This window comes from Sphingobacterium yanglingense (assembly GCF_004363245.1).
Lineage (GTDB): Bacteria > Bacteroidota > Bacteroidia > Sphingobacteriales > Sphingobacteriaceae > Sphingobacterium > Sphingobacterium yanglingense.
The window spans coordinates 113099-135851 of sequence record NZ_SNYV01000015.1 but is presented as its reverse complement, the minus strand read 5'-3'; the positions used below and the strand labels follow the sequence as shown (position 1 = coordinate 135851).

Annotated in this window: 20 protein-coding genes; 13 read left to right on the top strand and 7 right to left on the bottom strand. The window is 40.0% G+C overall.

All coding sequences use genetic code 11. From position 1 onward, the window contains the following. The first annotated feature begins 10 nt into the window (after positions 1-10). Together CLV99_RS14330 and CLV99_RS14325 are read left to right on the top strand one after the other, a co-directional pair. Positions 11-1051, top strand: a complete 1041-nt coding sequence (locus CLV99_RS14330) for a response regulator (protein WP_133585206.1) — start codon at positions 11-13, stop codon at positions 1049-1051. Between the two features lie 210 nt (positions 1052-1261). After that, on the top strand, positions 1262-2092 hold the full coding sequence (locus CLV99_RS14325; RefSeq protein WP_133585205.1) for a universal stress protein: 831 nt from the start codon (positions 1262-1264) through the stop codon (positions 2090-2092). A gap of 67 nt (positions 2093-2159) precedes the next feature. Here the strand turns inward: CLV99_RS14325 and CLV99_RS14320 are convergent, their stop codons facing one another. Then, positions 2160-3104: a helix-turn-helix domain-containing protein gene (locus CLV99_RS14320; RefSeq protein ID WP_133585204.1), complete on the bottom strand. Its 945-nt coding sequence runs from the start codon at positions 3102-3104 to the stop codon at positions 2160-2162. A 164-nt stretch (positions 3105-3268) separates the two neighbouring features. On the opposite strand from CLV99_RS14320, the gene CLV99_RS14315 reads away from it, so the two are divergent. The 5 genes from CLV99_RS14315 to CLV99_RS14295 all read left to right on the top strand — a co-directional run bounded on the left by CLV99_RS14315 (position 3269) and on the right by CLV99_RS14295 (position 9020). Next, positions 3269-4210, top strand: a complete 942-nt coding sequence (locus CLV99_RS14315; RefSeq protein WP_133585203.1) for an ABC transporter permease — start codon at positions 3269-3271, stop codon at positions 4208-4210. Next, positions 4207-5157: an iron chelate uptake ABC transporter family permease subunit gene (locus CLV99_RS14310; RefSeq protein WP_133585202.1), complete on the top strand. Its 951-nt coding sequence runs from the start codon at positions 4207-4209 to the stop codon at positions 5155-5157. Before CLV99_RS14315 ends, CLV99_RS14310 begins: the two co-directional genes overlap by 4 nt. Positions 5158-5184: 27 nt before the next feature. Further along, positions 5185-6120, top strand: coding sequence for a siderophore ABC transporter substrate-binding protein (locus CLV99_RS14305; protein ID WP_133585201.1), 936 nt, complete (start codon positions 5185-5187; stop codon positions 6118-6120). A gap of 684 nt (positions 6121-6804) precedes the next feature. Continuing rightward, positions 6805-8043: a TCR/Tet family MFS transporter gene (locus CLV99_RS14300; RefSeq protein WP_133585200.1), complete on the top strand. Its 1239-nt coding sequence runs from the start codon at positions 6805-6807 to the stop codon at positions 8041-8043. A gap of 338 nt (positions 8044-8381) precedes the next feature. Then, entirely contained in the window at positions 8382-9020 is a 639-nt protein-coding gene (locus CLV99_RS14295; RefSeq protein WP_133585199.1) for an outer membrane beta-barrel protein, read from the top strand. A 56-nt stretch (positions 9021-9076) separates the two neighbouring features. On the opposite strand, the gene CLV99_RS14290 is transcribed toward CLV99_RS14295, so the two are convergent. The 6 genes from CLV99_RS14290 to CLV99_RS14265 form a co-directional block, all read right to left on the bottom strand. Beyond that, positions 9077-9793, bottom strand: coding sequence for a 3-ketoacyl-ACP reductase (locus CLV99_RS14290; RefSeq protein ID WP_133585198.1), 717 nt, complete (start codon positions 9791-9793; stop codon positions 9077-9079). 140 nt (positions 9794-9933) lie between these two features. Beyond that, on the bottom strand, positions 9934-10239 hold the full coding sequence (gene rpsJ, locus CLV99_RS14285; RefSeq protein ID WP_013667229.1) for a 30S ribosomal protein S10: 306 nt from the start codon (positions 10237-10239) through the stop codon (positions 9934-9936). Between the two features lie 140 nt (positions 10240-10379). Then, on the bottom strand, positions 10380-12503 hold the full coding sequence (fusA, locus tag CLV99_RS14280) for an elongation factor G (protein ID WP_133585197.1): 2124 nt from the start codon (positions 12501-12503) through the stop codon (positions 10380-10382). 129 nt (positions 12504-12632) lie between these two features. Next, positions 12633-13100 (bottom strand): 30S ribosomal protein S7, encoded by a 468-nt coding sequence (rpsG, locus tag CLV99_RS14275; RefSeq protein ID WP_022829265.1) that lies wholly within the window; start codon positions 13098-13100, stop codon positions 12633-12635. 19 nt (positions 13101-13119) lie between these two features. Further along, positions 13120-13533: a 30S ribosomal protein S12 gene (gene rpsL / locus CLV99_RS14270; protein WP_002993550.1), complete on the bottom strand. Its 414-nt coding sequence runs from the start codon at positions 13531-13533 to the stop codon at positions 13120-13122. A 133-nt stretch (positions 13534-13666) separates the two neighbouring features. Beyond that, positions 13667-14305 carry a helix-turn-helix transcriptional regulator gene (locus CLV99_RS14265; RefSeq protein WP_133585196.1) on the bottom strand — a complete coding sequence of 213 codons (639 nt, stop codon included), beginning with the start codon at positions 14303-14305 and terminating at the stop codon, positions 13667-13669. A gap of 244 nt (positions 14306-14549) precedes the next feature. Between CLV99_RS14265 and CLV99_RS14260 the strand changes: the two genes are divergently transcribed. From CLV99_RS14260 to CLV99_RS14235, 6 genes are all read left to right on the top strand, one after another. After that, on the top strand, positions 14550-15050 hold the full coding sequence (locus tag CLV99_RS14260) for a DUF2480 family protein (RefSeq protein ID WP_133585195.1): 501 nt from the start codon (positions 14550-14552) through the stop codon (positions 15048-15050). A gap of 4 nt (positions 15051-15054) precedes the next feature. Next, positions 15055-15600 (top strand): NADPH-dependent FMN reductase, encoded by a 546-nt coding sequence (locus CLV99_RS14255; RefSeq protein ID WP_133585194.1) that lies wholly within the window; start codon positions 15055-15057, stop codon positions 15598-15600. Between the two features lie 185 nt (positions 15601-15785). Further along, positions 15786-16367: an RNA polymerase sigma factor gene (locus CLV99_RS14250; RefSeq protein WP_133585193.1), complete on the top strand. Its 582-nt coding sequence runs from the start codon at positions 15786-15788 to the stop codon at positions 16365-16367. A 111-nt stretch (positions 16368-16478) separates the two neighbouring features. After that, positions 16479-17645 (top strand): FecR family protein, encoded by a 1167-nt coding sequence (locus CLV99_RS14245; RefSeq protein ID WP_133585192.1) that lies wholly within the window; start codon positions 16479-16481, stop codon positions 17643-17645. Between the two features lie 37 nt (positions 17646-17682). Next, complete coding sequence (locus CLV99_RS14240) at positions 17683-21069, top strand: SusC/RagA family TonB-linked outer membrane protein (RefSeq protein WP_133585191.1); 3387 nt, start codon at positions 17683-17685, stop codon at positions 21067-21069. A gap of 18 nt (positions 21070-21087) precedes the next feature. Further along, positions 21088-22731 (top strand): RagB/SusD family nutrient uptake outer membrane protein, encoded by a 1644-nt coding sequence (locus CLV99_RS14235; RefSeq protein ID WP_162850122.1) that lies wholly within the window; start codon positions 21088-21090, stop codon positions 22729-22731. Positions 22732-22753 lie beyond the last annotated feature (22 nt).

Here is a 22753-nt window from a genome sequence, read left to right as displayed (position 1 = left end):
TCTTGACAAAATGAAAAATATTTTAATTATCGAAAATGATCCGGATTTACTGGGTAAATATTCGGATATATTAAGAAATTCAGGGTATGAAGTAACAGCTGCATTAAATAGCAAACTAGGAATTAATCTAGCAATAAGTAAACTTCCTAGTTTAATATTATGCAATACTGTGTTGTCAGACATAGATGGTTTTGGAGTATTATCTGTATTGTCAAGAAATCCATCAACCACTAAAATCCCATTTGTCTTTTTAAATGCATTATCGACTCCAGATATTGTAAAAAAAGGTATAGCGTGCGGCGCTGATGATTTTGTTACCAAACCATTTCAGGGCGGTCAACTTGTTCGGTCTGTAGAAGCTCGAATTAACAAGAATAAGAATCAGACATCATTGCCAATTAGCGAGGTAGACAATATTCATCCCCATAATGGTAAAGGGCTAGAAAAACTGATTGATCTTATCTCTCAATGTAAAATAAGACATATCAAAAAGAAGCAAATGTTGTATTACGAAAGCGATCATTCGCAATGGCTTTATCTATTGATCGAAGGTTGTATTAAAACCTTAAAACTAACAGATGATGGCCGGCAAATGATTACAGGTTTGTATAAACCAAAAAGTTTTATTGGTTTGGACACTTTGTTACTAGATGATCCTTGGCTTGAAAGTGCCGAAGCTACTCAGAATTCATCGCTTTATTTTATATCTAAAAGTGCAATCATTGATTTGTTAAACGAACATGTTGAACTTAATCAACACTTTATTAAAATATTATCTGCCAATTTACACGAAAAAGAAGACCAACTCATCGAGCTAGCTTATGAGTCTGTGAGAAAAAGACTTGCACAAGTGTTGGTCCGGTTAAATAAGGATGCGGTCCCGATAGACCAACTAGATATTTGTAGGGACGAGCTTGCAGGACTTGCCGGTATTGCCATAGAAACCGTTAGTAGAATACTTACCGATTTTAAAGAAAGAGGTTTGATAGAAAGAAATGGAAGTCAAATCCAGATTATAGATCTTTACGGTTTAATTAAGATGAAAAGTTAAATAAACGGTTTACATCCCTTCTTCACAACAATTATAAGTAACCTTCCCGAAAAATGCCTGTGTAAGGCACTCTTGATTAATCTTGAAAAGTGTATAACAACAAATTATATGTAAAGCATATTTTACGCTAACGATCAGTATTTTGACTGATATCCGTCATTGTAGCCGCATTATTCTATAAGTAATTTTGGCGAAAAATGACGAAAGTGTATGGAAAAAATTCTGGTAGCTACAGATCTTTCAGCTAGCTCTATTTCTGCGATTCAGTTTGCTTATAAATTGTCACAGTTAAAAGGTGCTACCTTGATTATTGTGCATGTTTATCATCTTTTGAAACCCAAAAGCTGGCGACCTCATAGGTTTGAAAATTATCGTCAAGTCAGAAGAGAATTTATATTAGCTAAGTTAAACAAGTTTTTAGATCGAATTTTTACCAATATAGAAACGCCTATCGTCAATTTTGAGATAGACCTTCAGATGAATCCCAATATAGTGACCACTATTTTGAGATGCGTCGCCAAGCATAAATGCAGCTGTATATGTCTTGGTATTCAGGGGATAGGCAGGGGCGGTGAGGCTATTAGTACGTCAGCGAACAAATTAGTTGCGAAGTCTCCAGTTCCGGTAATTAGTGTCCCTAGTTTTTATAAGACAAAAACTATAGATAGTATTTGTTACGCTTCAGATATGGTTAATTATCAAAAAGAAATCAAGAAGATCTTAGGGTTTGTAAGAAATCTTAATATTGAAATTAGTTTATTGCATGTCATCGCTTCTAAAGAAACTCTACTTAAAGCTAAGCTTTTAGAAGCGCGGTTGTTCAAAAGAATAGGAGTTGCGGTTAAAGTCAAATATGTTCTTAGAAGTTCTACCAGTGCTTTAATTGAAGATGTTGATCTAGCAATTAGAAAAATGAGGCCGTCGCTAGTTGTTTTTTTTCTAAATAAATCTAAACACTTTTTAAACTCAATACTTTATGTTTCAACGGTACAGGGACTATCTTTCTTAAGAAAAGTCCCGATATTAACCTATAAAAAGTAAGCGGGTTCCGAGGAGCTTTTGTCCTGAGAATGCCGACGGGAAAGTAGCATTAAAAAAGTAGAAATTATTACTGCACCTTACGTAAAAAGCTTGGAGAGTATCCATAATACGTTTTAAAGGCAGAGGAGAACTGCACTATGCCATTATAGCCGCATAGATATGCGATTTCGGTGATACTGTGTTGATCTTCACTTAAGAGATTGATTGCTTGTTTCATTCTTAAGCTGATTACATAATTTTTGATAGTCATGCCAAAACAAGTCTTGAACCCGCTTTTCAATTTGAACTCATTGAGATAGCTCATACGTGCGAGCTCAGGGATACGTGGCGCATCTTTAAAATTGGTATCCAGGATATGCTTTGCTTCAAGTAGTTTTTTGTGGTCTTTGTCATTCAGCCCGGATTGATGGAGCAGTAGGTACTGTTGTTGGTTTACCTCCAATTGCAGTAATAAGAGTTCCTGTATTTTGTTTTCAATATAAAGACGTTTCAGTTCTCCTTTGCGATTACAGGACTTGATCTCGTGAATGACACTATGTATAGCAGGATTAAACTGCAGCATGGTTTCCGAGATAGATACGGTGTCTTGTGCAAAGATATTATCTACAAAGTTTCGATGTAAGCTGTAGCTCTTTGGAATCAGGGTGAAGTAGTATTCCTTAGAGAGGATGATAATGAAAAAATGAATCTGCTTTTCAGCCTCCATTTCGAATCGGCCACGATAGTTTTTCGAAAAAGTGATGTTGTGACTGTTTGAGTCATACAGAAATTCCATCATGATACTTTCTCCCTCTATCTTGAAGATATCTATTGTCGGCAGTTGAAAATACATTTTTGCATCAATTAGTATCATGCCACTGGAAGCGATTTGCTTATAGGCGATATGACCAATTTCTTGCTCTACAATATCAATTTCACTTTCTTCTAATAAAGCCGATTTACTGTAGCTATCCTTCACTTCTTTGCGAATATAGTATTTGTTCGATTCCGTTAGTCTAGCTGATACCTTCATTTTTTTAATCCGTTTATATTAAATAATCATCCTGTTTCATTAACTCCTTGCATTAAGATAAATCTAGCTTTGCAAATATATTTATAATGAGTCTTAATAAGAATAGCATTAAGGCATAGCATTGTAATGATTCTGTTAATTGTTTCAAATACTGGACTAAGGAGTTGAAGACAACACTGTTTATAATTGTTTTATTATTTTTTTCTATACTCTCCCTATTCGTAGGAGTGGCCGATATTTCTATATCAGATATTCTTCGTTGGGATATAGACAAGATTTCTATCGTGTCTTTGAGTCGCATACCAAGGACGATATCGCTGATATTAGCTGGCATTGGATTGAGTGTCTGTGGTCTTATTATGCAACAGATGACACAGAACAAATTTGTGTCACCCACTACAGCAGGTACATTAGAAGCTGCAAAGATTGGTTTGTTGGCAGGCATGTTTCTTATTCCTACATCGGGTATGCTTGTTAAGGGGATCTTTGCATTCTGTTTTACCTTTTTTGGTAGCTTACTCTTCTTGTTTATTACGGAACGGATACGATTTCGGAATGTTATTTTTATTCCGTTGGTAGGACTTATGTTTGGAGGTATTCTCAACTCTATTGCTACTTTTTTCGCTGTCAATCATAATTTGGTTCAGGATATGAACGCCTGGATGATGGGCGATTTTTCAGGTATTTTGCAGGGACAGTACGAGCTTATTTACGTCAGTCTACCTGCGATAATAGTCACTTATCTATATGCCAATAAGTTTGCTGTGGTAGGGATGGGGCGGGATTTCTCCAAAAACCTTGGCCTGAATTACAAATCTGTTATGAATATTGGGGTATTATGTGTCTCATTAACCGTTAGTACAGTCATTATCACTGCTGGTTCTATTACTTTTCTGGGATTGGTCGTTCCGAATATAGTCAGTATGGTACATGGCGATAATATTAAGAAGACACTTCCTTATGTTGCGCTATGGGGAGCTATTTTTCTGCTGATCTGTGACATTATCGGAAGGGTAATTATTTTCCCTTTCGAGGTTCCGATAGGTATGGTTGTTGGTTTTATTGGAGGTATACTATTTCTCCTTCTTTTATTGCGTAAGAAATGAAGGAGAACAAGAAGCGGATTTTGCTATTACTATTATTGGCCCTCATTATTATAGGTTTATTCTTAGGCTATAATCTTGGGACTAGTTGGCGGTTTGCACTAGAATTAAGATCCATCAAGTTGGTCGCCATGCTTGTCCTAGCTTGTTGTGTTGCTTATTCCTCTGTTGCTTTTCAGACCATTACTGCCAATCGTATTCTGACACCTTCTATTATGGGATTTGAATCGGTCTATATGCTATTGCAGACCATCATTGTGTTTGTATACGGTGATACGACTTTTCGTGTTCTTAATAGTTTTGACAATTTCTTGCTGTCGGTTCTATTCATGATCGGGTTTTCCTTTCTGCTTTATTTTCTGATTTATAGAAGAGGGCGCAACAATATGTATTTGTTGCTATTGGTGGGACTGGTGCTTGGGATATTGTTCAATACGTTGAGCTCCTTTATGCAGTTATTGATTGATCCCAATGATTTTTTCATCATCCAAGGGAAGATGTTTGCTTCTTTCAATAAGATAAATGAAAGCTTGCTATGGTATGCTACAGTTATTTTGGTAATCGTTTTGCTCTTCGCTTTTCGAATGAATCGGTATCTCGATGTGCTTGCTTTGGGACGTGATCAGGCAATTAGTCTTGGAGTGGATTATCCTAAGGTGGTGAAGACCTTCTTTATTATCATTGCTATTCTTGTGTCGGTTTCTACAGCATTAATCGGTCCTATCGCCTTTTTAGGCTTGTTGGTGACCAATGTCACTTACCAATTGATAAAGTCACAGCGCCACGGATTGGTTATTCCAGCCTGTTGTCTGGTAGCTATTGTTGCTCTTGTCGGAGGGCAGTTCATTATGGAACGGATACTTAATTTTTCTACACCAATCAGTACAATTATCAATCTGGTGGGAGGGATATACTTTTTGTATCTATTGTTAAAAGTCAAAAAAATATAATGCTAATTCTGTTTAAATAATATATATATGAAAAAATCTATTTTTTTATTCGCACTCGCGATAACAGTCGCTTTTACGGGGTGTAACAATGCTAATCAAAGTAAGGCCGAAGGTGAAGGGTCTAGCGGTAGAGTCACCGTAACTCATGAATTGGGAACGGTAGATGTGCCAGTCAATCCCAAGAGAGTAGTTGTATTGGATTTTAGTCAATTGGAAAACCTAGACTTTATAGGAGTAAAGCCGGTAGGTATCCCCAAAACAGGAGTGCCAAAGTATCTTTCGAAATATAAGGACGATGATAGCATTGCTGACCTAGGTAATCTGGTTGAGGCCAATATTGAAAAATTGAATGAGCTGAATCCTGATTTAATCATTATTGGAGGCAGGCTGAAAGATTCCTATGAACAGATTTCTAAAATTGCCCCAACTATTATTCCCGTTTGGGATACAAAGGATCAGTTTGGTGCATTAGAGAAAAATACCGCTAACCTGGGTAAGATCTTTGGTAAGGAAAAAGAGTTTGAAGCTTCCCTAGCCGCTATCAAGGACAAGGCCGCATCAGTCAAAGAAAAAGCTGGAAAATCTGATGCAAAGGCGTTAGTTGTATTACATAATAAAGGACGTTTTAGTGCTTATGGCAGTGGTTCACGCTTTGGGCTTATCCACGATATTCTCGGTGTGCAGGAAGCTGCAAAAGGTTTAGATACCCATCTTCATGGCACGAAGACCTCTAACGAATTTATTGCAGAGACTAATCCGGATATCTTATTTGTTGTAGATAGAAGTGCTGCTATTGGTGATACTCCACTGAATAAGGAAGAAATCGAAAATAAGTTGATCCAACGCACAAATGCATTTAAAAATGGGAAAATTGTTTATTTAGATTCCGAAACATGGTATTTAGCCGGAGGAGGCGTAATCTCCATCGATAAAATGATAGATGAGGTAAATCAAGCCTTATAATAAAATATGTATTGAATGGGACTGTCTATTGATCCTTGAGACGGTCCCTTTTAAACTAAAGGAGAATCGGTCATCGGGGGGATTATATTTTCGGAAAAACCATGAGAATGGATCCGAAGATCTAGGGGAAGTCCCCTCAAGTCTCCTTAAGTCCGTTCAAGTCCCCTCAAATCCGCTATAGCTTCGACTGTCCTTCGTTACAACTCCGTACCATACTCGGGGTTCCTTCGGTATTGCTTCGCCTATCCTTCGGTATCTCTTTGCCTTCGCTTCGCCTCTAAGGCAAACGATAGGCAAACAACAACCGATGCTATCCCGAACCTGTCCCGAAGCATTCTCGAAGGAGGGTAGAAGCATTATTAAAGACTACTCGTACAAATCGTTGCTTAAAATGAAACCTTAAGATAATACATAAGCTCTGTTGTATAAATAAGTCTTCCAATGATAAGGAAGACGACCCAAAAGATGAAATCTATGCTTATTGTTTGTATTGGTCAAGAGATTTTTGATGCTATACTTTCTTTTCGATACCTTTGTATCATTATGCGGCAGTAATAAATTTATTCTTTTCTATAGACATACACTTTGATCACTCCTGATCGAAGTTCATTTCATGTATTAAATATATTGTCAACAGACATTATCCATCAGGCATAGTGGCTTATTTGTTATTGTCACATCAATATGAAATCTAAACAGAGATATACTCTAATTTTTATCGTTATAGTGGTCACGATAGATACCGCTGGTTTTGGAATTATTTTCCCTGTATTACCACAATTACTGACCGATTTATTGCACGCTGATATTAGTACTGCTGCACAGTATGGAGGCTGGCTTTCCTTTGGTTATGCTTTTATGCAGTTCGTATTCGCCCCTGTACTGGGGAATCTTAGCGATGCTTATGGTCGCCGTCCGGTGCTTTTAAGCTCTTTATTAGGTTTTGGAATTGATTGTGTTTTCTTGGCTTTCGCACCGAGTATACTTTGGTTATTCTGTGGGCGTATGATTGCTGGTATGACCGGAGCGAGTTTCTCGGTCGCATCAGCCTGTATAGCTGATATCAGCACAGGACAAGATCGAACAAAGTATTTCGGCTTGATTAATGCCGCTTTCGGGGCAGGCTTTATATTGGGGCCAGCTGTTGGAGGGGTGTTGGCAGGGTGGGGGACACACGCACCTTTTCTCTTTGCGGCGTTACTGAGCTTTATCAATTTTATATTCGGGTATTTTTTCTTTGCAGAGTCGCTAGAGAATCATAATCGACGGAAATTTGATTGGAGAAAAGCCAATCCCTTGGGTGCCCTTGTACACTTGCGAAAACTCCCTGCCGTTTGGTCATTGGTTATTGCAATGCTGTTTGTTTCTATGGCAACACATAGTATGGAGAGCGTATGGTCGTTCTTTACCATAGAGAAGTTTCACTGGAGCAATGCGATGGTGGGGTATTCATTGGCATTTATTGGTGCCCTTTCTATTATTGTGCAGCTGTGGGGTGTCTCTTTTCTAACGGATAGAGTGGGGGAGCGGAAGATGCTGATCGGTGGCTTATGTTGTATTATGCTGGGCTTTTTTATTTTTGCTTTCACAGACATGCAGTGGTTACTATTCGGTGGAATAATTGTATTTATTATTGGAGGTATTCAAGGAACTGCTATGCAAAGTATGATTTCTCTAAGCGTACCTGACAACGAACAAGGAGCACTCCAAGGAGTTTTAGGTTGTTTGCTCGGGTTTACCACTTTTGTCGCTCCGCCGATGATGACTTCTAGTTTTTCTTATTTCACCAGAGAGGGCACGGGGTTTTATTTCCCAGGAATGCCTTTTCTGCTATCGGCTGGATTAACGGTTATCGGTTTGGCTCTTTGTTGTTTTCGAATCTATAAGCAACAGTCGAAGGACGTCTCAGAGCTGAAGGCGTAAGAGGGAGCGGTCGGTATTGGGGAAAACAGCTCTAAGAATATATGTGCAAGTAAACTTTTTAGACCTTTTTCTATAGTTTCGTTTGAAACCTTTTAAATAATTGACCTTTTTTTGATTAATAGTCAGTATTAAAGTTCTTTTTTCATTAGTATAATTGCATAAAATTCGATCTTTTTATCGCATTTTGATAAAAAACACAATTGTTACACTTGTAACTTGTTGATTTTTAGTTTTTTATTTTTTAGTTTTAGTTGTTGTGACAATTAGAAGACTTTTTGTTCTTTTTTTGATTTTAAAAAGTTCTACATTTGCCAGTGTTAAATATAAATTAAAAAGATATGAAAAAATTTTTACTTACATTAACTGCTGTTGCAGGTTTGACTGCTGCTTCTCAAGCGCAAGAATTTGGTTTTGAAAAAGGTAACTTCATCGTAGAAGGTAACTTCCAATCTTCTAATACTAACGATAAAGGAACAAAAGCTAAAACTTCAGAGTTTAACTTCAATCCTAAAGCTGGTTACTTCGTAACGGATAAAATCGCAGTAGGAGTTGACTTCGGTTTCGGTCAAGATAAAAAAACTACTTATGCAGCTGATATCAAAACTGTTGCTACAGACAAAAACTTTGGTGTTGGTGCTTTCGGTCGTTACTACTTCTTAGAAGTTGGTTCACGTTTCAAAACTTACACTGAAGTAGGTGTTGGTTACATGAATGAGAAAGTTGGTGAGAAAAAAGTTGGTGATGTTAAGACTGATGCAGCTAAATTCAATGGATTTGGTGCTAATGCAGGTATCGGTGCTAACTTCTTCTTAACAGAGAAAATTGCTGTTAACTTTGCTTTTGCTGATGTAGTTTCTTTCGGTTCACGTAAAGCTGACGTAGATGGTGCTAAAGCTGAGACTGAATTCAATACAAACGTAAATGTTTTCAACAACTTCTTCAACACTGCTAAATTCGGTTTGACTTTCAAATTCTAATTTGAATAGAAGTTCAAAAAATAGAAAGCCTCACATTTGTGAGGCTTTTTTGTTATCTATGGATTTGTAGACCAGAGAGAAGCTGATTTAAGCATCGCCCTGCGTGGTAATTTCAGATTAGCTACGATCAGTTCGGCAAAGTCTTCCGGCTGTAGTACCGTATCTGGATTGCCGTCTGTCAGCTGTAGTTCTTTGGACATATCCGATGCAATTGTGCTGGGCATTAATGTGCATACACGGATGTTGTGTTTGCGTACCTCGCGCATCAATGAATCAGAGAAACCGATAACACCAAATTTGGACGCGCTATACGCCGAAGTTGTGGCTGCACCATTCAATCCAGCTGTAGAGGACACGTTGATGATATCTCCTTCATTCTTTTCTATAAGCTGCGGAAGCACCGCTTTGGTGACATAGTAGGTGCCCAAGAGGTTTGTTTCGACAATATCTTTCCAGGTCTTAGGATCCATATCCAATACCGATCCAAAAGCAGCTACACCAGCATTATTGACCAAAATATCGAATGTTCCAAAGTCAGCGTTTAACTTTTCTATAGCTGCTGTTACGCTATCAAAATCAGCCACGTCAAAGACCGCATAAGTCGCCTGTACGCCTAGTGTATCCAGCTCTGCGATTGTATCTTTCAGCAGTTGTTCATTCCTCCCTGTAATCGCTACGTTGATGCCTTCTTTGGCGAATGCCAAGGCAGTAGCCTTACCTAAGCCTCTACCGCCACCGGTTATGAGGGCCTTCTTTCCTTTTAAATTCTCCATATACAAAATTAGGCAATAGTTTGTACCCTTGCACCCATTCCGTATAGAGTTTACTTTTATTTAACACGATGGCTTCGTTTGCGTCCATAAAAAAAGCCTTCTTGTTAGAGAAGGCTTTTCTTTTCAGTAACTGAAATCTATCACACTTTGATTTCAACTTCAACACCTGAAGGTAATTCTAATTTCATCAACGCATCAACTGTTTTTGAGTTAGATGAGTAGATGTCTAACAATCTCTTGTAAGAACACAATTGGAATTGCTCACGTGCTTTTTTGTTAACGTGTGGAGAACGTAATACCGTATAGATTTTTTTCTCAGTAGGCAATGGAATAGGACCACTAACAACTGCACCTGTAGGTTTTACTGTCTTTACGATTTTCTCAGCTGATTTGTCAACTAAATTGTAATCGTAAGATTTCAATTTGATTCTGATTCTTTGGCTCATTTTTTATTTGTTTAAAATGACCGCTGATTAGAGCTATTCGCAACCAGCGGTCGGTTTATCTTTCTTTGGATTAAGGATGGAAAGAACAAAGATAAAAGACATGTCCTCCATATTTGTTCCTTTATCCTTATTCTAAATTATTAGTCTTCAATAGATTTGATTCTTCCTTTTGATTTAGCAATCACGTCTTCTTGTACGTTACGTGGTGCCTCAGCATAGTGATCGAATTCCATAGTCGAAGTCGCACGACCTGAAGTGATAGTACGTAATTGTGTTACGTAACCAAACATCTCAGAAAGAGGTACGATAGCTTTGATTACTTGAGCTCCATTACGTGTATCTAGACCTTGCATCTGACCACGACGACGGTTCAAGTCACCCATTACATCACCCATGTTTTCTTCTGGAGTCAATACTTCTACTTTCATGATAGGCTCCATCAATACTGGAGAACATTTAGGAAGAGCTTGACGGTATGCCATCTTAGCAGCTAGCTCAAATGACAATGAATCTGAATCCACTGCGTGGAATGAACCATCGATCAAACGAACTTTCATACCTGATAGTGGGTATCCAGCTAATACACCATTGTTCAATGAAGATTCGAAACCTTTTTGAACCGCAGGGATGTATTCTTTAGGTACAGCACCACCTACGATTTCGTTTACGAATTGAAGCGCTGATTTTGACGTATCATAATCCTCGTCGATAGGAGAGATAACAACTTTGATGTCTGCGAATTTACCACGACCACCTGATTGTTTTTTGTATACTTCACGGTGTTCTGTAGTTCCGTTGATAGACTCTTTGTATGCTACCTGAGGAGCTCCTTGGTTTACTTCAACTTTGAACTCGCGACGTAAACGGTCGATCAAGATATCCAAGTGAAGCTCACCCATACCTGAGATTACAGTCTGACCTGTGTCTTCGTCAGTTTTAACGACGAATGTTGGATCCTCTTCAGCCAATTTGCTTAAGCCGATACCTAATTTATCTACGTCAGCTTGAGTTTTAGGCTCAATCGCTAAACCGATAACTGGCTCTGGGAATTGCATTGACTCAAGAACGATAGGATTCTTTTCATCACATAGTGTATCACCTGTTTTGATATCTTTGAAACCTACAACTGCACCAATATCACCCGCACTGATTCTTTCGATAGGGTTTTGCTTGTTAGCGTGCATTTGGAAGATACGAGAGATACGCTCTTTGTTTCCTGAGCGTGTATTCAATACATAAGAACCAGCCTCAAGTACACCTGAGTAAGCACGTACGAAACACAGACGACCTACGAATGGGTCAGTTGCGATTTTGAAACCTAATGCTGCGAAAGGCTCTGATTCAGATGGTTTACGCTCGATTTCTTCACCTGTATTCGGGTTTGTTCCTTTTACCGCTTCGATATCAAGAGGTGAAGGTAATAACTCCATTACTAAGTCAAGCATTGTCTGTACACCTTTGTTTTTGAAAGATGAACCACATACCATAGGAACGATTGCATTGTCTAATACTGCTTTACGTAAAGCATCTAAGATTTCGCGCTCAGTCAATGAGTTTGGATCTTCGAAGAATTTCTCCATCAAAGTTTCATCATAAGAAGCAACAGCTTCTAATAATTTTTCACGGTATTCAGATACCTCGTCCAACATGTCCGCAGGAATAGGAACTTCCGTAAAAGTCATTCCTTTGTCTGCCTCATTCCATACCATACCACGGTTGTTGATCAAGTCAACTACACCTTCGAAACCATCTTCCGCACCGATTGGTAATTGTAAAGCGACAGCGTTAGATCCTAACATAGATTTTACTTGGCCAACTACTTTCAAGAAGTCAGCACCTGAACGGTCCATTTTGTTAACGAAACCAATACGAGGTACTTTGTATCCATCAGCCAATCTCCAGTTAGTCTCTGATTGAGGTTCAACACCATCAACTGCTGAGAACAAGAAAACTAGACCATCTAATACACGTAACGAACGGTTTACCTCAACCGTGAAATCCACGTGTCCAGGAGTATCGATTACGTTTACTTGGTATTTTTTGTTACGGTAGTTCCAGAATACAGTTACAGCTGCAGATGTGATCGTGATACCACGCTCTTGCTCTTGTGCCATCCAGTCTGTAGTCGCAGAACCTTCGTGAGTCTCTCCCAATTTGTGGTTTACACCAGAGTAGAAGAGTATACGTTCTGTAGTTGTTGTTTTACCAGCATCGATGTGAGCAGCGATACCGATATTTCTAACTAATTTTAAATCTTTTGCCATTTTATTTTTGCAGTTTGCCTTTGGGAGGCTGTTTAATTTTAACAGTTTAAATAAGTACACCGACCGTGATAATGATGGAAATCTTTATCAACGATCGGTGTAATCATATTTGTTTTGTCGTTTTCAAAATTAGAATCTGAAGTGTGAGAACGCTTTGTTAGCTTCCGCCATTTTGTGCGTATCTTCTTTCTTCTTCACAGCAGCACCTTCACCTTTAGAAGCTGAAATGATCTCTCCTGCTAATTTTTCGAACATAGTTTTTTCACCACGCTTGCGAGCGTAAGAAATTAACCATTTCATCCCTAAAGCGATTTTACGCTCTGGACGTACTTCCATAGGAACTTGGAAGTTGGCACCACCAACACGGCGAGATTTAACCTCTACTGCAGGCATTACGTTGTTCAAAGCTTTTTTCCAAGCTTCTAGTCCGTTCTCTTGTGTTTTTTGTTCTACTAATTCTACTGCATCGTAAAAAATAGAGTAAGCGATAGATTTCTTACCGTCAAACATCATATTGTTTACAAAACGTGTTACCTGAACGTCGTTAAACTTTGGATCAGGTAAAATGATTCTCTTTTTTGGTTTTGATTTTCTCATTTTTCTTTCCTCCGTTTAATTATTTCTTTTTGCCTTTTGCTGGAGCTGCAGCTGCTTGTCCTGGTTTAGGACGCTTAGTTCCATACTTAGAACGACGTTGGTTACGACCTGCTACACCTGAAGTATCTAATGCACCACGGATGATGTGGTAACGCACACCTGGTAAATCTTTAACACGACCACCACGGATCAAAACGATCGAGTGCTCTTGTAAGTTGTGACCTTCTCCAGGGATGTAAGCGTTGACCTCTTTACCGTTTGTTAAACGTACACGAGCTACTTTACGCATTGCTGAGTTTGGTTTTTTAGGGGTAGTAGTATATACACGTGTACATACACCTCTTCGCTGTGGACATGAGTCCAACGCTGGTGACTTACTCTTGTCAACCAGAGCTACTCTACCTTTTCTAACTAATTGTTGAATAGTAGGCATTTACCTGTTTTTGTTTTTAAATTTTGTTTAAAAATACTATTAAAGTCCGCAAAGATATAAAGAATATTTTGAACTGTAAATAGTTAGGACATAAAATGTTTCAACATATTTGCCGACCTATGGCTCGGTATAGCTATTGTCTAGCTTTGGACAATTCTTTTATTTCGTACACACAGCGTCTATCCTTGGCCAGGATATGCTCTAATCGTTTGATTTCGTACGCAGGGCCAAATAGTTTGATGAAATTCTGCAGTTCAGCCCTACAGAATCCCTGGCAGGCTGTTGCCGCAGCGCAGATTGGGCAATGGCTCTCTATAAAGTAATATAGATCTTCTTCTTTTTTCCATTCTGCCATATACCCCTCCTGACTACGCAGCAGACTGAGTTTATCCAGTCGGCTTTCTATCGTATCTAATCCTGTTAGTGCTTCGGCATATCGGCTATAGGTCTGCTGTTCGCGGTCTGAAATCAAAAGATTTAAGGCGTCGTCGCCCAACAGACTTTTTATCGCCTGTAATAAATCTACAGTGACCTGGGCGTGGGTGTCCGGAAAGCGTGAAAAACCTTTGTCCGTGAGGCTGTAATATATTGTTGGACGTCCTACACCCTCACTTCGTTGCTCGGATATCACTAGTTCCGATTGGATCAGACCATTGAGATGTTGACGGGCACCTTCTTTGGTAATGCTTAGCTCGGACGCTATTAATGCAAGTGTAGCCTCTCCACGCATTTTGATAATCATTAAGATACGGTCTACACTTTCTTTTTTCATTTGTTCTGTTTGTTACGTTTATGTTTCGGCGTAAAGATAATTCTATTTTTTTAATGCCTATTAATAAAACAAGTTTTAACTTGTTTTATTAATAGGCATTTCTCATTTTTGCACTATGGAATATCGAAGTTTCTTTAATTTTATTCATTACGACTGTTACATTGTGCAGGTAATATTGGGATTATAAGGCCGACCCATTCGGTCGATTGGGCTCTGGTTATTAGTATATTTTAGAAAATGGAGTATGGAAGAAGAAGTTTTTTTTAATAAGGTGCATGCATCCGGTATTATAACAATCGACTTGATGGATTATGAGCCACAGGAAGATGTTTTTTTTCTGGATATTAAAGATTTTCTGTTTATGGGGCTTATCATAAAGGAAAAGGAGTTTAAAGAAGAATTGTCTCGTTACGATTGGGCAGCATTGACTGGCAAAGCAGTGGCCATCGGCTGTAGCGAAGATACCATCATCCCTACCTGGGTTTATTTTATGCTCGCCGACAGATTACATGGTATTGCGAGGCGTGTAGATTATAGAACAACGGAGGAGCTGAAGAATCTCTTGTGGAGAGAGGAGCTTGTGGGGGCTGATTTTGAACATTTGGAAGGCGCCAAAGTCGTTGTAAAAGCTAATCCTAATATTGATCCCGATCTCTTTATGGTGGCTGTAGATAAGTTGCGTCCTGTGGTCGCGACGCTGATGTATGGTGAGGCGGGTATGCCTAAAGTTATTTTTAAACGATAGATGTATGAAAGTATTATTATTTAATGGTTCGTTGGACCGAAGAGAAGGAGCTACTTCCGAAATAATAACAAAGTATTTTGAAGAGAGGTTCTTGGCGGAAAATGCTTCTGTCGATGTTTTTAGAGTTACAGACTCTGGGGTTCCATTGTTTGATACGACCCTGAATAAAGTTCCCAACTCGGTAGATCGCATGAATATCATGTTTAGAGAAACCGATCTACATGTGTGGTTAACCCCACTTTATCATGGGGGGATGACCGGAGTAATGAAAAACTGTCTTGATTGGTTAGAGTGCAGTGCAAAATTACAATCTCCCTATTTAACAGGGAAATTGATAGGTCTCGTTTGCTGGGCCGATGGGGTGCAGGCGATGCAGGGTATTAATGGGATGGATGATGTCGCAAAATCATTGCGTGGGTGGACATTACCTTATAGCTTACCGATGCAACGAAAAGATCTGCTTACGGACGAGCGGAAGCTGACAGTTGCATCTAGGGAAAGAATTGACAAAATGGTCAATCTTATGCTGCATTCCCCTTTTGTTAAGTAATTAATACTCCCTTGGCGGTCTCAGCGTCAAGGGAATATTATCACTGTCTTGTGAGTAGCTCCTAAGGCAGATGGATTCTGTTATCGGATTGTAAATTTGTGGCCCAAACCAATTTACTCAGACGAAAAAGTGTACAATACTTGTTCAGTTTTTTATATTTGTCCTCCAATTAGGAATCATATATAATGTTAAAGTCGATATTCAATCAGGAGTTTACTCAGCTTTTGGCTGCCGGAGATGAGAAGGCTTTTACATCCCTATTTGATTTTTTCAGCCCTAAGGTAAATGCGTTCGCACTTAAACTGACTCGGTCGGAGAACCTTGCGCAAGAGGTGGTGCAGGAAGTATTCCTGCGGATCTGGAAATTTCGCGGCAGGTTGCTGCAGGTCGAACAGTTGGAGGGGTACCTTATACGTACAGCGCGGAATGTAGCCTTTGATATGCTCAAGTCTCAAGCGACACATTTTCTAGAGCTGGAAGAATGGGAAGATGATAAATATTTTGTCGACCATAGTATGGAGGAGGGCATCCATGCGAAAGAAGGGCAGCGTGTACTTGAACAGGCCTTAGCGCACCTTAGCCCAAAACAGCAAGAAGTTTATCAATTGTGTCGTATAGAGGGAATGAGTTACCAACAAGTGGCAGAACAATTGGATATTTCAACTCATACAGTTCATTTTCATATGAAGGAAGGTTTGAGGCAGTTGCGTATGGCGTTGATAAGTAGCGGTTTCCCTGCGTATTTAGTCGTTCTATTGATTAAATAAAAAAAAGTTAAATAAAAACCTACCCGACCTGGTTTTTTTAAAGTCTTCAGTATCGAAGCGGTAGTATGAAGTACGTCACTCTACTACTTTACCATTTTCATAAAGCAAATTATGGATAGAGATAGGATAGAATATCTGTGGATATGCTATATCAATCAAACTTGTTCCAAAGCTGAAAAACGAGAGTTTTTTCAGCTGATGAATGAAGAGTCTACTGCAGAGGTAGTCCGTGGATTGTTGGGCAGATCATTCGAAGAGGAACGAGATGAAGTCGCTTTGAAACCAGCGCTAAGAGGTCAAATTCTCTTTGGTATCATCGAACAACCAGAAGAAGTTCTTGTAGAACCGAGTAAGCGTGTACGCTTCTACTGGGGAGCTATTGCTGCTTCGATATTGCTTGTCGCTAGCTTCTCTTTGTATTGGTTTAGTCTCTCGAGTCAGCAGGAGCACATGGAACAGAGTGAAACATCAGAGCGACAGATTTATTCAAAAGGTAATGTGGCTACTCTTTCGTTGGATGACGGGACTCTCATTAACCTAGATGATCATCATGGCGGAATCAAGGTGCAGACATCAGGAATTGCCTATGAGAATGGCGAGTCTATAGCCGATGTAGGTGAGTCGGGGGCCACTATCAAATGGCAGACCATTACTGTTCCTCAAGGTGGATATTATCAGATAGAATTAGAGGACGGAACTAAAGTATGGCTCAATGCATCTTCGTCTTTACGTTTTCCTTCCAGTTTTAAAGGGACGACTGAAAGAATAGTCGAACTGAATGGAGAAGCCTATTTTGACGTCAGTAAAAGAAATCAGCACAATATAGCTAAACCGTTTATTGTACGTTCAGAAGGACATGATGTAGAGGTTTTGGGCACGCAATTCAATGTAGAGGCTTATAAGGGACAGTCATCTTATCGGACAACATTGGTCGAAGGGAAGGTGAAAATAAAGAAAAATGGGGTTCAACGTATCCTTACACCTGGGCAACAGGCCACTGTAGGCGATGCTATCCAGGTCCGTTCTGTAGATGTGCAGGAATACGTTGCTTGGAAAGCTGGAGATTTTTATCTGCAGGGCAAGCATCTTGGGAGCTTGATTCCGATTCTAGAGCGATGGTATGGTGTGCAGATTGAATGTACAGAAGAGGCGACAATAGAACGTGTCACGTTGCAAGTTTCCCGGAATAAACCATTGAATGCTATGCTGAAAATTCTGCAGGAAAGCATCGGTGTTAATTATCGCATTCAGGGCAATAAAGTATACATAACCAAGTAACAAGAGATATAAAAAGAAAACTATTTACAATTTTAATATGCAACCTAAATCGAATACCGAAAAGAAGATGGGGAATCGCATTTTTAGAGCCATTTTGGCTACAAAATGTATTAAGTCCGTTGCTGCGGGCATATTGGTGTTCAGTTCGTTTGGGCTGAGTGCCCAACAAGTGAGCCTGAAGTTTAAAAATGCCAGTTTGGAAGAAGTCATAAGGGAACTTCGTAAACAGACAGGGTATGATTTCGCCTACTCACCAGATTTGGCCAAATCTTTTAAACCAGTTAATATAGATGTCAAAGACAAACCATTAAAAGAAGTACTGGAGAGCTGTTGCATTGAGCAACCTGTTACGTATACCTTATCTGATAGGACGATTGTATTCAAGCGTAGAGCAGTGCAACGGACAACTCATGTACAACAGACTGTAGAGGAACAGCAATATATTAAGGGGAGAGTTCTGGATGAAAAAGGGGAAGGACTACCTGGTGTTACTATTCGTGTTGCAAACGTAGAAAATCAATTTCAAACGAACAAAGATGGTTATTTCTCTATCCCAGGAACAACTAGCCTCATGGCTAGTATTACTATGGTGGGGTATTCAGGGAAAATAGCAAACCTATTGCCCAATGTAGAAAATAAGGTCACGCTAAAAGTAGAAAACCAAGAGCTGGATGAAATGGTCGTCGTCGGGTACGGTAAGACTAAAAAGGAAAATCTAACAACAGCTGTTTCTACAATTACCTCCGAAGAGATAACCCAGATGCCGACCACGAATCTTTCACAGGTTTTTGCAGGCCGATTGCCTGGATTGTTGTCTCGAACTACTTCAGGTACACCAGGAGCAGATGATGCTACCCTGTTGATCCGTACTACATCACTTACCCAGGCTCCTTTGTTGGTTATAGATGGAGTGCCTCGTAATATTAATGGTAATGATCAGGCTGGATTACAGGAGATAGATCCCAATGAAGTGGAAAGTATATCGGTACTTAAAGACAATGCAGCAGGAGCAGTATATGGATCACGGGCTGCCAATGGCGTAATTATCATCACCACCAAACGGGGTAAAATAGGTAAACCTTCCTTTTCTTATACTAATAATACCTCTTGGACTAAGCCAGGTCGGATGATTAGCACAATAGATGGTCATACCTATGCCTTGTTTCAGAATGAGATTGCACTCAATAATGGTCTACCAGCACCTTATTCGCCAGCTGTTTTGGATACCATTCAAAATCAATGGGCACCGCACAAGTATGCTAACACGGATTGGATCGACCTTTTGACCGGTACTTCGGCTTTAGTTCAAAATCATAGCATGAATATCAACGGCGGCTCTGAGGCTGTCCGTTATTTTGTTTCTGGTTCGTATACCGATCAAAACGGCATGTATGCCGGGAATGGATATAAGCGTTATACATTGCAGTCAAATTTAGATTTCAAGCTTAGCGACCAGCTAAAGGCCGAGGTTAATATTAGTTATCGAGGTGGCAGGCAGGATGTAAGAGGGGCTTCGGTACTCAATTCTGCGGTCAATTCATCTCCGCTCACCCCGGTATATATGTTAGACGGTACTTTTGGTGTAGGTACCGGTGGAGGAAGTAATCCTATGGCAGATATTTCCGATCGAGCAGGATATCGCTATACGAAAGATAATTTCATAACGATGATCGGAAAGCTTACTTGGGAGAGTAAGATGGTGAGGGGATTGGGAGCATATACAAGCATCGCTGTAGATAAAAATTTTACACGTACTAAAGATTATAGTGTTCCAGTGCCTTTGTATCAATGGGACCCTACGAGTCCTACAGGTACCCGTCTAGTCTCAGGAGCAGGTAAGCCGTCGGTAGAAGATCGTGTCAATGATGGCAATACCTATACAGCGGATTTTGCGGTGACTTACAATCGTAAGTTTGGTGTGCACGGATTAGATTTATTGGGGCTGTTCACTGTGACCGAGTCCAATGGAGACCTTAATAGTGATAAGCGTATTAATCTAATAGCACCTGGATTAGATATTATCAATATTGGAGCTACAGCAGGCGAGGTGACATCGGGTACGCGTTTTGAATCAGCTCGCCTCGGTTACGTAGGTCGTGTCAACTATAATTACGATGGACGCTACTTTTTGGAAGGAAGCTTCCGTTTCGATGGCTCCACGATCTTTGCTCCAGGCAATCGTTGGGGATTCTTCCCAGGTCTATCGGGGGCTTGGAATATTTCCAAAGAAGACTTTTTTGAACCATTACGTTCCACTGTTGATGTTTTGAAACTTAGGGCTTCTATCGGTTTGACTGGCGATGATGGCATAGGTGCTAATTCTTACTATTATACCTATGGTATCGGAAACACAGGTAGATTTGGTTCTTATGGTTATCTTTTTGGTACAGCCTATGCGCCAACATTTTATTTGACCAATGGTTCTCTTCCTAATCATAATATCACCTGGGCAAAAAATAGACAGGAGAATATTGGACTAGAGGCTACGCTTTGGAACGGCAAGTTAGGTTTTGTCGTAGATGTATTCCAAAAGAACAGATACGATATTCTCCTGAGTAATTCGGTTTCCCTGCCGCAGAGTTTTGGAATCGGAGCACCGATACGGAATTTTGCCAAGATGCGTGACCGTGGAATAGATTTTAATGTATCCAGTAAGCATCAGTTCAATGCCGATTGGAAGTTAGGTATCAATGCCAATTTTACCTATGTACGTACCGAGCATTTAGAGCAGGGTACCTCTCAGTTGCCCGACTATGAACGTCTAGAAGGAAGATCTGTCAATTCTATCTTGGTATACCAGAGTGCGGGTATCTTCCAAAGCCAAACCGAGATTGAGAATTGGCATGTCGATCAGGATGGTTTGAAAAATAAGACGCTTAAACCAGGAGATCTAAAATTTAATGATTTAAATGGCGATGGTAAGCTTACTCCGCAGGATCAATATTGGAAAGAAAACTACGGTTATCCTCCGCTCAATTTTGGATTAGGTTTCGATGCTCATTACAAGAACTTTATGTTGACTGCCTTTTTCAATGCCGGGTTTGGTGGTGTTATTCAGTACGGCAATAGTACGACCTGGGATTATCTTTATAATAACACTTGGCGTGTGGGCAATGAAGGGGCTCGGTATCCGCGGAATGCAGCCTCAACCAACAACAGTCGTCGTAATGATAATAATTTTGAGAAGGACGATTTTATACGCCTTCGCGATCTACGATTGAGCTATCAGATACCTGCAGAATGGTTGAAGACCGTAAAGTTAAGAACGATGCGCGTTTACGTTCAGGCTTCTAATCTCTGGACATGGACTACGGTAGAGGGGGGAATAGATCCCGAAACACCGAGAATAGGAACTGGAGGGGTAAGTCCTGGTTTTTATCCGACACAGAAGCAATTTGGGTTCGGTGCAAGTCTTTCTTTTTAAATCTAATTGATGATAACAATGAAACTACATAAAATAAAATATATCGGAGTAATATCCCTATGGTTGGGGATGAGCAGTTGTAGTAGTATTCTCGATATTACGCCCCCAGATCAGGTCAATGATATCGTAATGTGGCAGAACCAGGATATGGTGTTGGTCTATACGGCCAATTTCTATTCCAAGTTGAATTCTGGCTTTGAAAGACCACATTATAGCGCGGGTATATACACACAAAATCTATTGTCTAATATTACAGATGATGGAGAGGTAAATGGAACTATGTTCAATCCCTATTGGAACGGAGCTTTTGACGCAAGCAATTCACCATTGAATGCGATGTGGACATCCGATCGGTGGACCTATATCCGTAGGGCCAATGAGTTTATCCAAAAAGTAGACCAGGTGCCTGGCAATCAGGAGTTGAATCGCCGTATGAAGGCAGAGGTTAGGTTCTTAAGAGCTTACTATTATTACGATCTGATGCAATGGTTTGGCCCGATGCCTATTATTACTACAGCTCAAGATATGTTGGGCGATGAGGCTTTTGTCGTTCGAGCATCGGCACAGGATTTTCAGGATTTTCTGATCAACGAATTTCAAGAAGTAGCAGATGTGTTGCCAAAAAGCTACGCCGCTTCCGATTGGGGGCGTATTACTAAGGGGGCTGCATTGGTCTATAAATCAAGGGTAGAAATGTTGGGAGAGCGTTGGACAGAAGCTGCACAAACTTCCAAAGCGATTATGGATCTAGGTTCTTACGGTTTGCCTGCTAATTATGCTTCTGTTTTTTCCGTGACCAATAAGATGAATACAGAAGTGATTTTATCTGTGCAGCACAATAATAATAAAGATGAACGGGGACACTACCATGATTCGTATACACAGCCTCCTGCATTTGGAGGTCGTGCTGGCACATTGCCCACGCAGAATCTGGTAGATGCTTACGAAATGCAGTCTACAGGTCTTCCTATTAGCGACGCACAGTCGGGATACGATGCCAACAATCCTTATCAAGGTAGAGATCCTCGGTTTGCGGCCACGGTATTGTACGATGGGGCGATTTTCAGAGGTAGACCCATGCAGATGCATAATGGAGGGGTAGATATGGTGGTCTCTGGAGGGCAGGTGTCCGCTTGGGTGACTAATACAGGGTACTATCTACGAAAATTTGCAGATGAAAACGTTGTTTTTGCAGATGCCAATGTTCGTTCTTCACAGAATTGGATTTTAGCCCGTTATGCTGAGGTGTTGTTAAATTATGCCGAAGCACAGAATGAGGCGGTCGGACCCGATGCAACAGTGTATGAAGCGGTGAACAAGGTGCGGACTCGTGCAAAAATGCCTGTATTAAAAGCCGGACTTTCGCAGGTAGAGATGCGAGAAGCCATCCGTCATGAAAGAAGGGTAGAGCTTGCCTTTGAGGATTTTCGTTATTGGGATGTCAAACGTTGGAAATTAGCGCCACAATTGTTTAGTACGGCAACAAATCCTATCAAAAAAATGGAAATTGTGCGAGACGCACAGACAGGGACAAAGACATACAGTATAAAGCCGCTTACCAAGCAGCGGATTTTTGTGGAGAAGCACTATCTGTTTCCTATCCCCTTGAGTGAAATGAATAAGCCTGGAAATAAACTGATACAAAATCCAGGGTGGGAATAACTTTAATAAGAATCAAATAATT

Coding starts and splice junctions, on each gene's coding strand:
- CLV99_RS14265 (WP_133585196.1), bottom strand. CDS start 14,305: ATGAAAAAAGAAAGTGTAGACCGTATCTTAATGATTATCAAAATGCGT.
- CLV99_RS14290 (WP_133585198.1), bottom strand. CDS start 9,793: ATGGAGAATTTAAAAGGAAAGAAGGCCCTCATAACCGGTGGCGGTAGA.
- CLV99_RS14305 (WP_133585201.1), top strand. CDS start 5,185: ATGAAAAAATCTATTTTTTTATTCGCACTCGCGATAACAGTCGCTTTT.
- CLV99_RS14325 (WP_133585205.1), top strand. CDS start 1,262: ATGGAAAAAATTCTGGTAGCTACAGATCTTTCAGCTAGCTCTATTTCT.
- CLV99_RS14235 (WP_162850122.1), top strand. CDS start 21,088: ATGAAACTACATAAAATAAAATATATCGGAGTAATATCCCTATGGTTG.
- CLV99_RS14255 (WP_133585194.1), top strand. CDS start 15,055: ATGAAAGTATTATTATTTAATGGTTCGTTGGACCGAAGAGAAGGAGCT.
- CLV99_RS14300 (WP_133585200.1), top strand. CDS start 6,805: ATGAAATCTAAACAGAGATATACTCTAATTTTTATCGTTATAGTGGTC.
- CLV99_RS14250 (WP_133585193.1), top strand. CDS start 15,786: ATGTTAAAGTCGATATTCAATCAGGAGTTTACTCAGCTTTTGGCTGCC.
- rpsJ (WP_013667229.1), bottom strand. CDS start 10,239: ATGAGCCAAAGAATCAGAATCAAATTGAAATCTTACGATTACAATTTA.
- CLV99_RS14295 (WP_133585199.1), top strand. CDS start 8,382: ATGAAAAAATTTTTACTTACATTAACTGCTGTTGCAGGTTTGACTGCT.
- CLV99_RS14320 (WP_133585204.1), bottom strand. CDS start 3,104: ATGAAGGTATCAGCTAGACTAACGGAATCGAACAAATACTATATTCGC.
- rpsG (WP_022829265.1), bottom strand. CDS start 13,100: ATGAGAAAATCAAAACCAAAAAAGAGAATCATTTTACCTGATCCAAAG.
- CLV99_RS14330 (WP_133585206.1), top strand. CDS start 11: ATGAAAAATATTTTAATTATCGAAAATGATCCGGATTTACTGGGTAAA.
- CLV99_RS14310 (WP_133585202.1), top strand. CDS start 4,207: ATGAAGGAGAACAAGAAGCGGATTTTGCTATTACTATTATTGGCCCTC.
- rpsL (WP_002993550.1), bottom strand. CDS start 13,533: ATGCCTACTATTCAACAATTAGTTAGAAAAGGTAGAGTAGCTCTGGTT.
- fusA (WP_133585197.1), bottom strand. CDS start 12,503: ATGGCAAAAGATTTAAAATTAGTTAGAAATATCGGTATCGCTGCTCAC.
- CLV99_RS14245 (WP_133585192.1), top strand. CDS start 16,479: ATGGATAGAGATAGGATAGAATATCTGTGGATATGCTATATCAATCAA.
- CLV99_RS14260 (WP_133585195.1), top strand. CDS start 14,550: ATGGAAGAAGAAGTTTTTTTTAATAAGGTGCATGCATCCGGTATTATA.
- CLV99_RS14240 (WP_133585191.1), top strand. CDS start 17,683: ATGCAACCTAAATCGAATACCGAAAAGAAGATGGGGAATCGCATTTTT.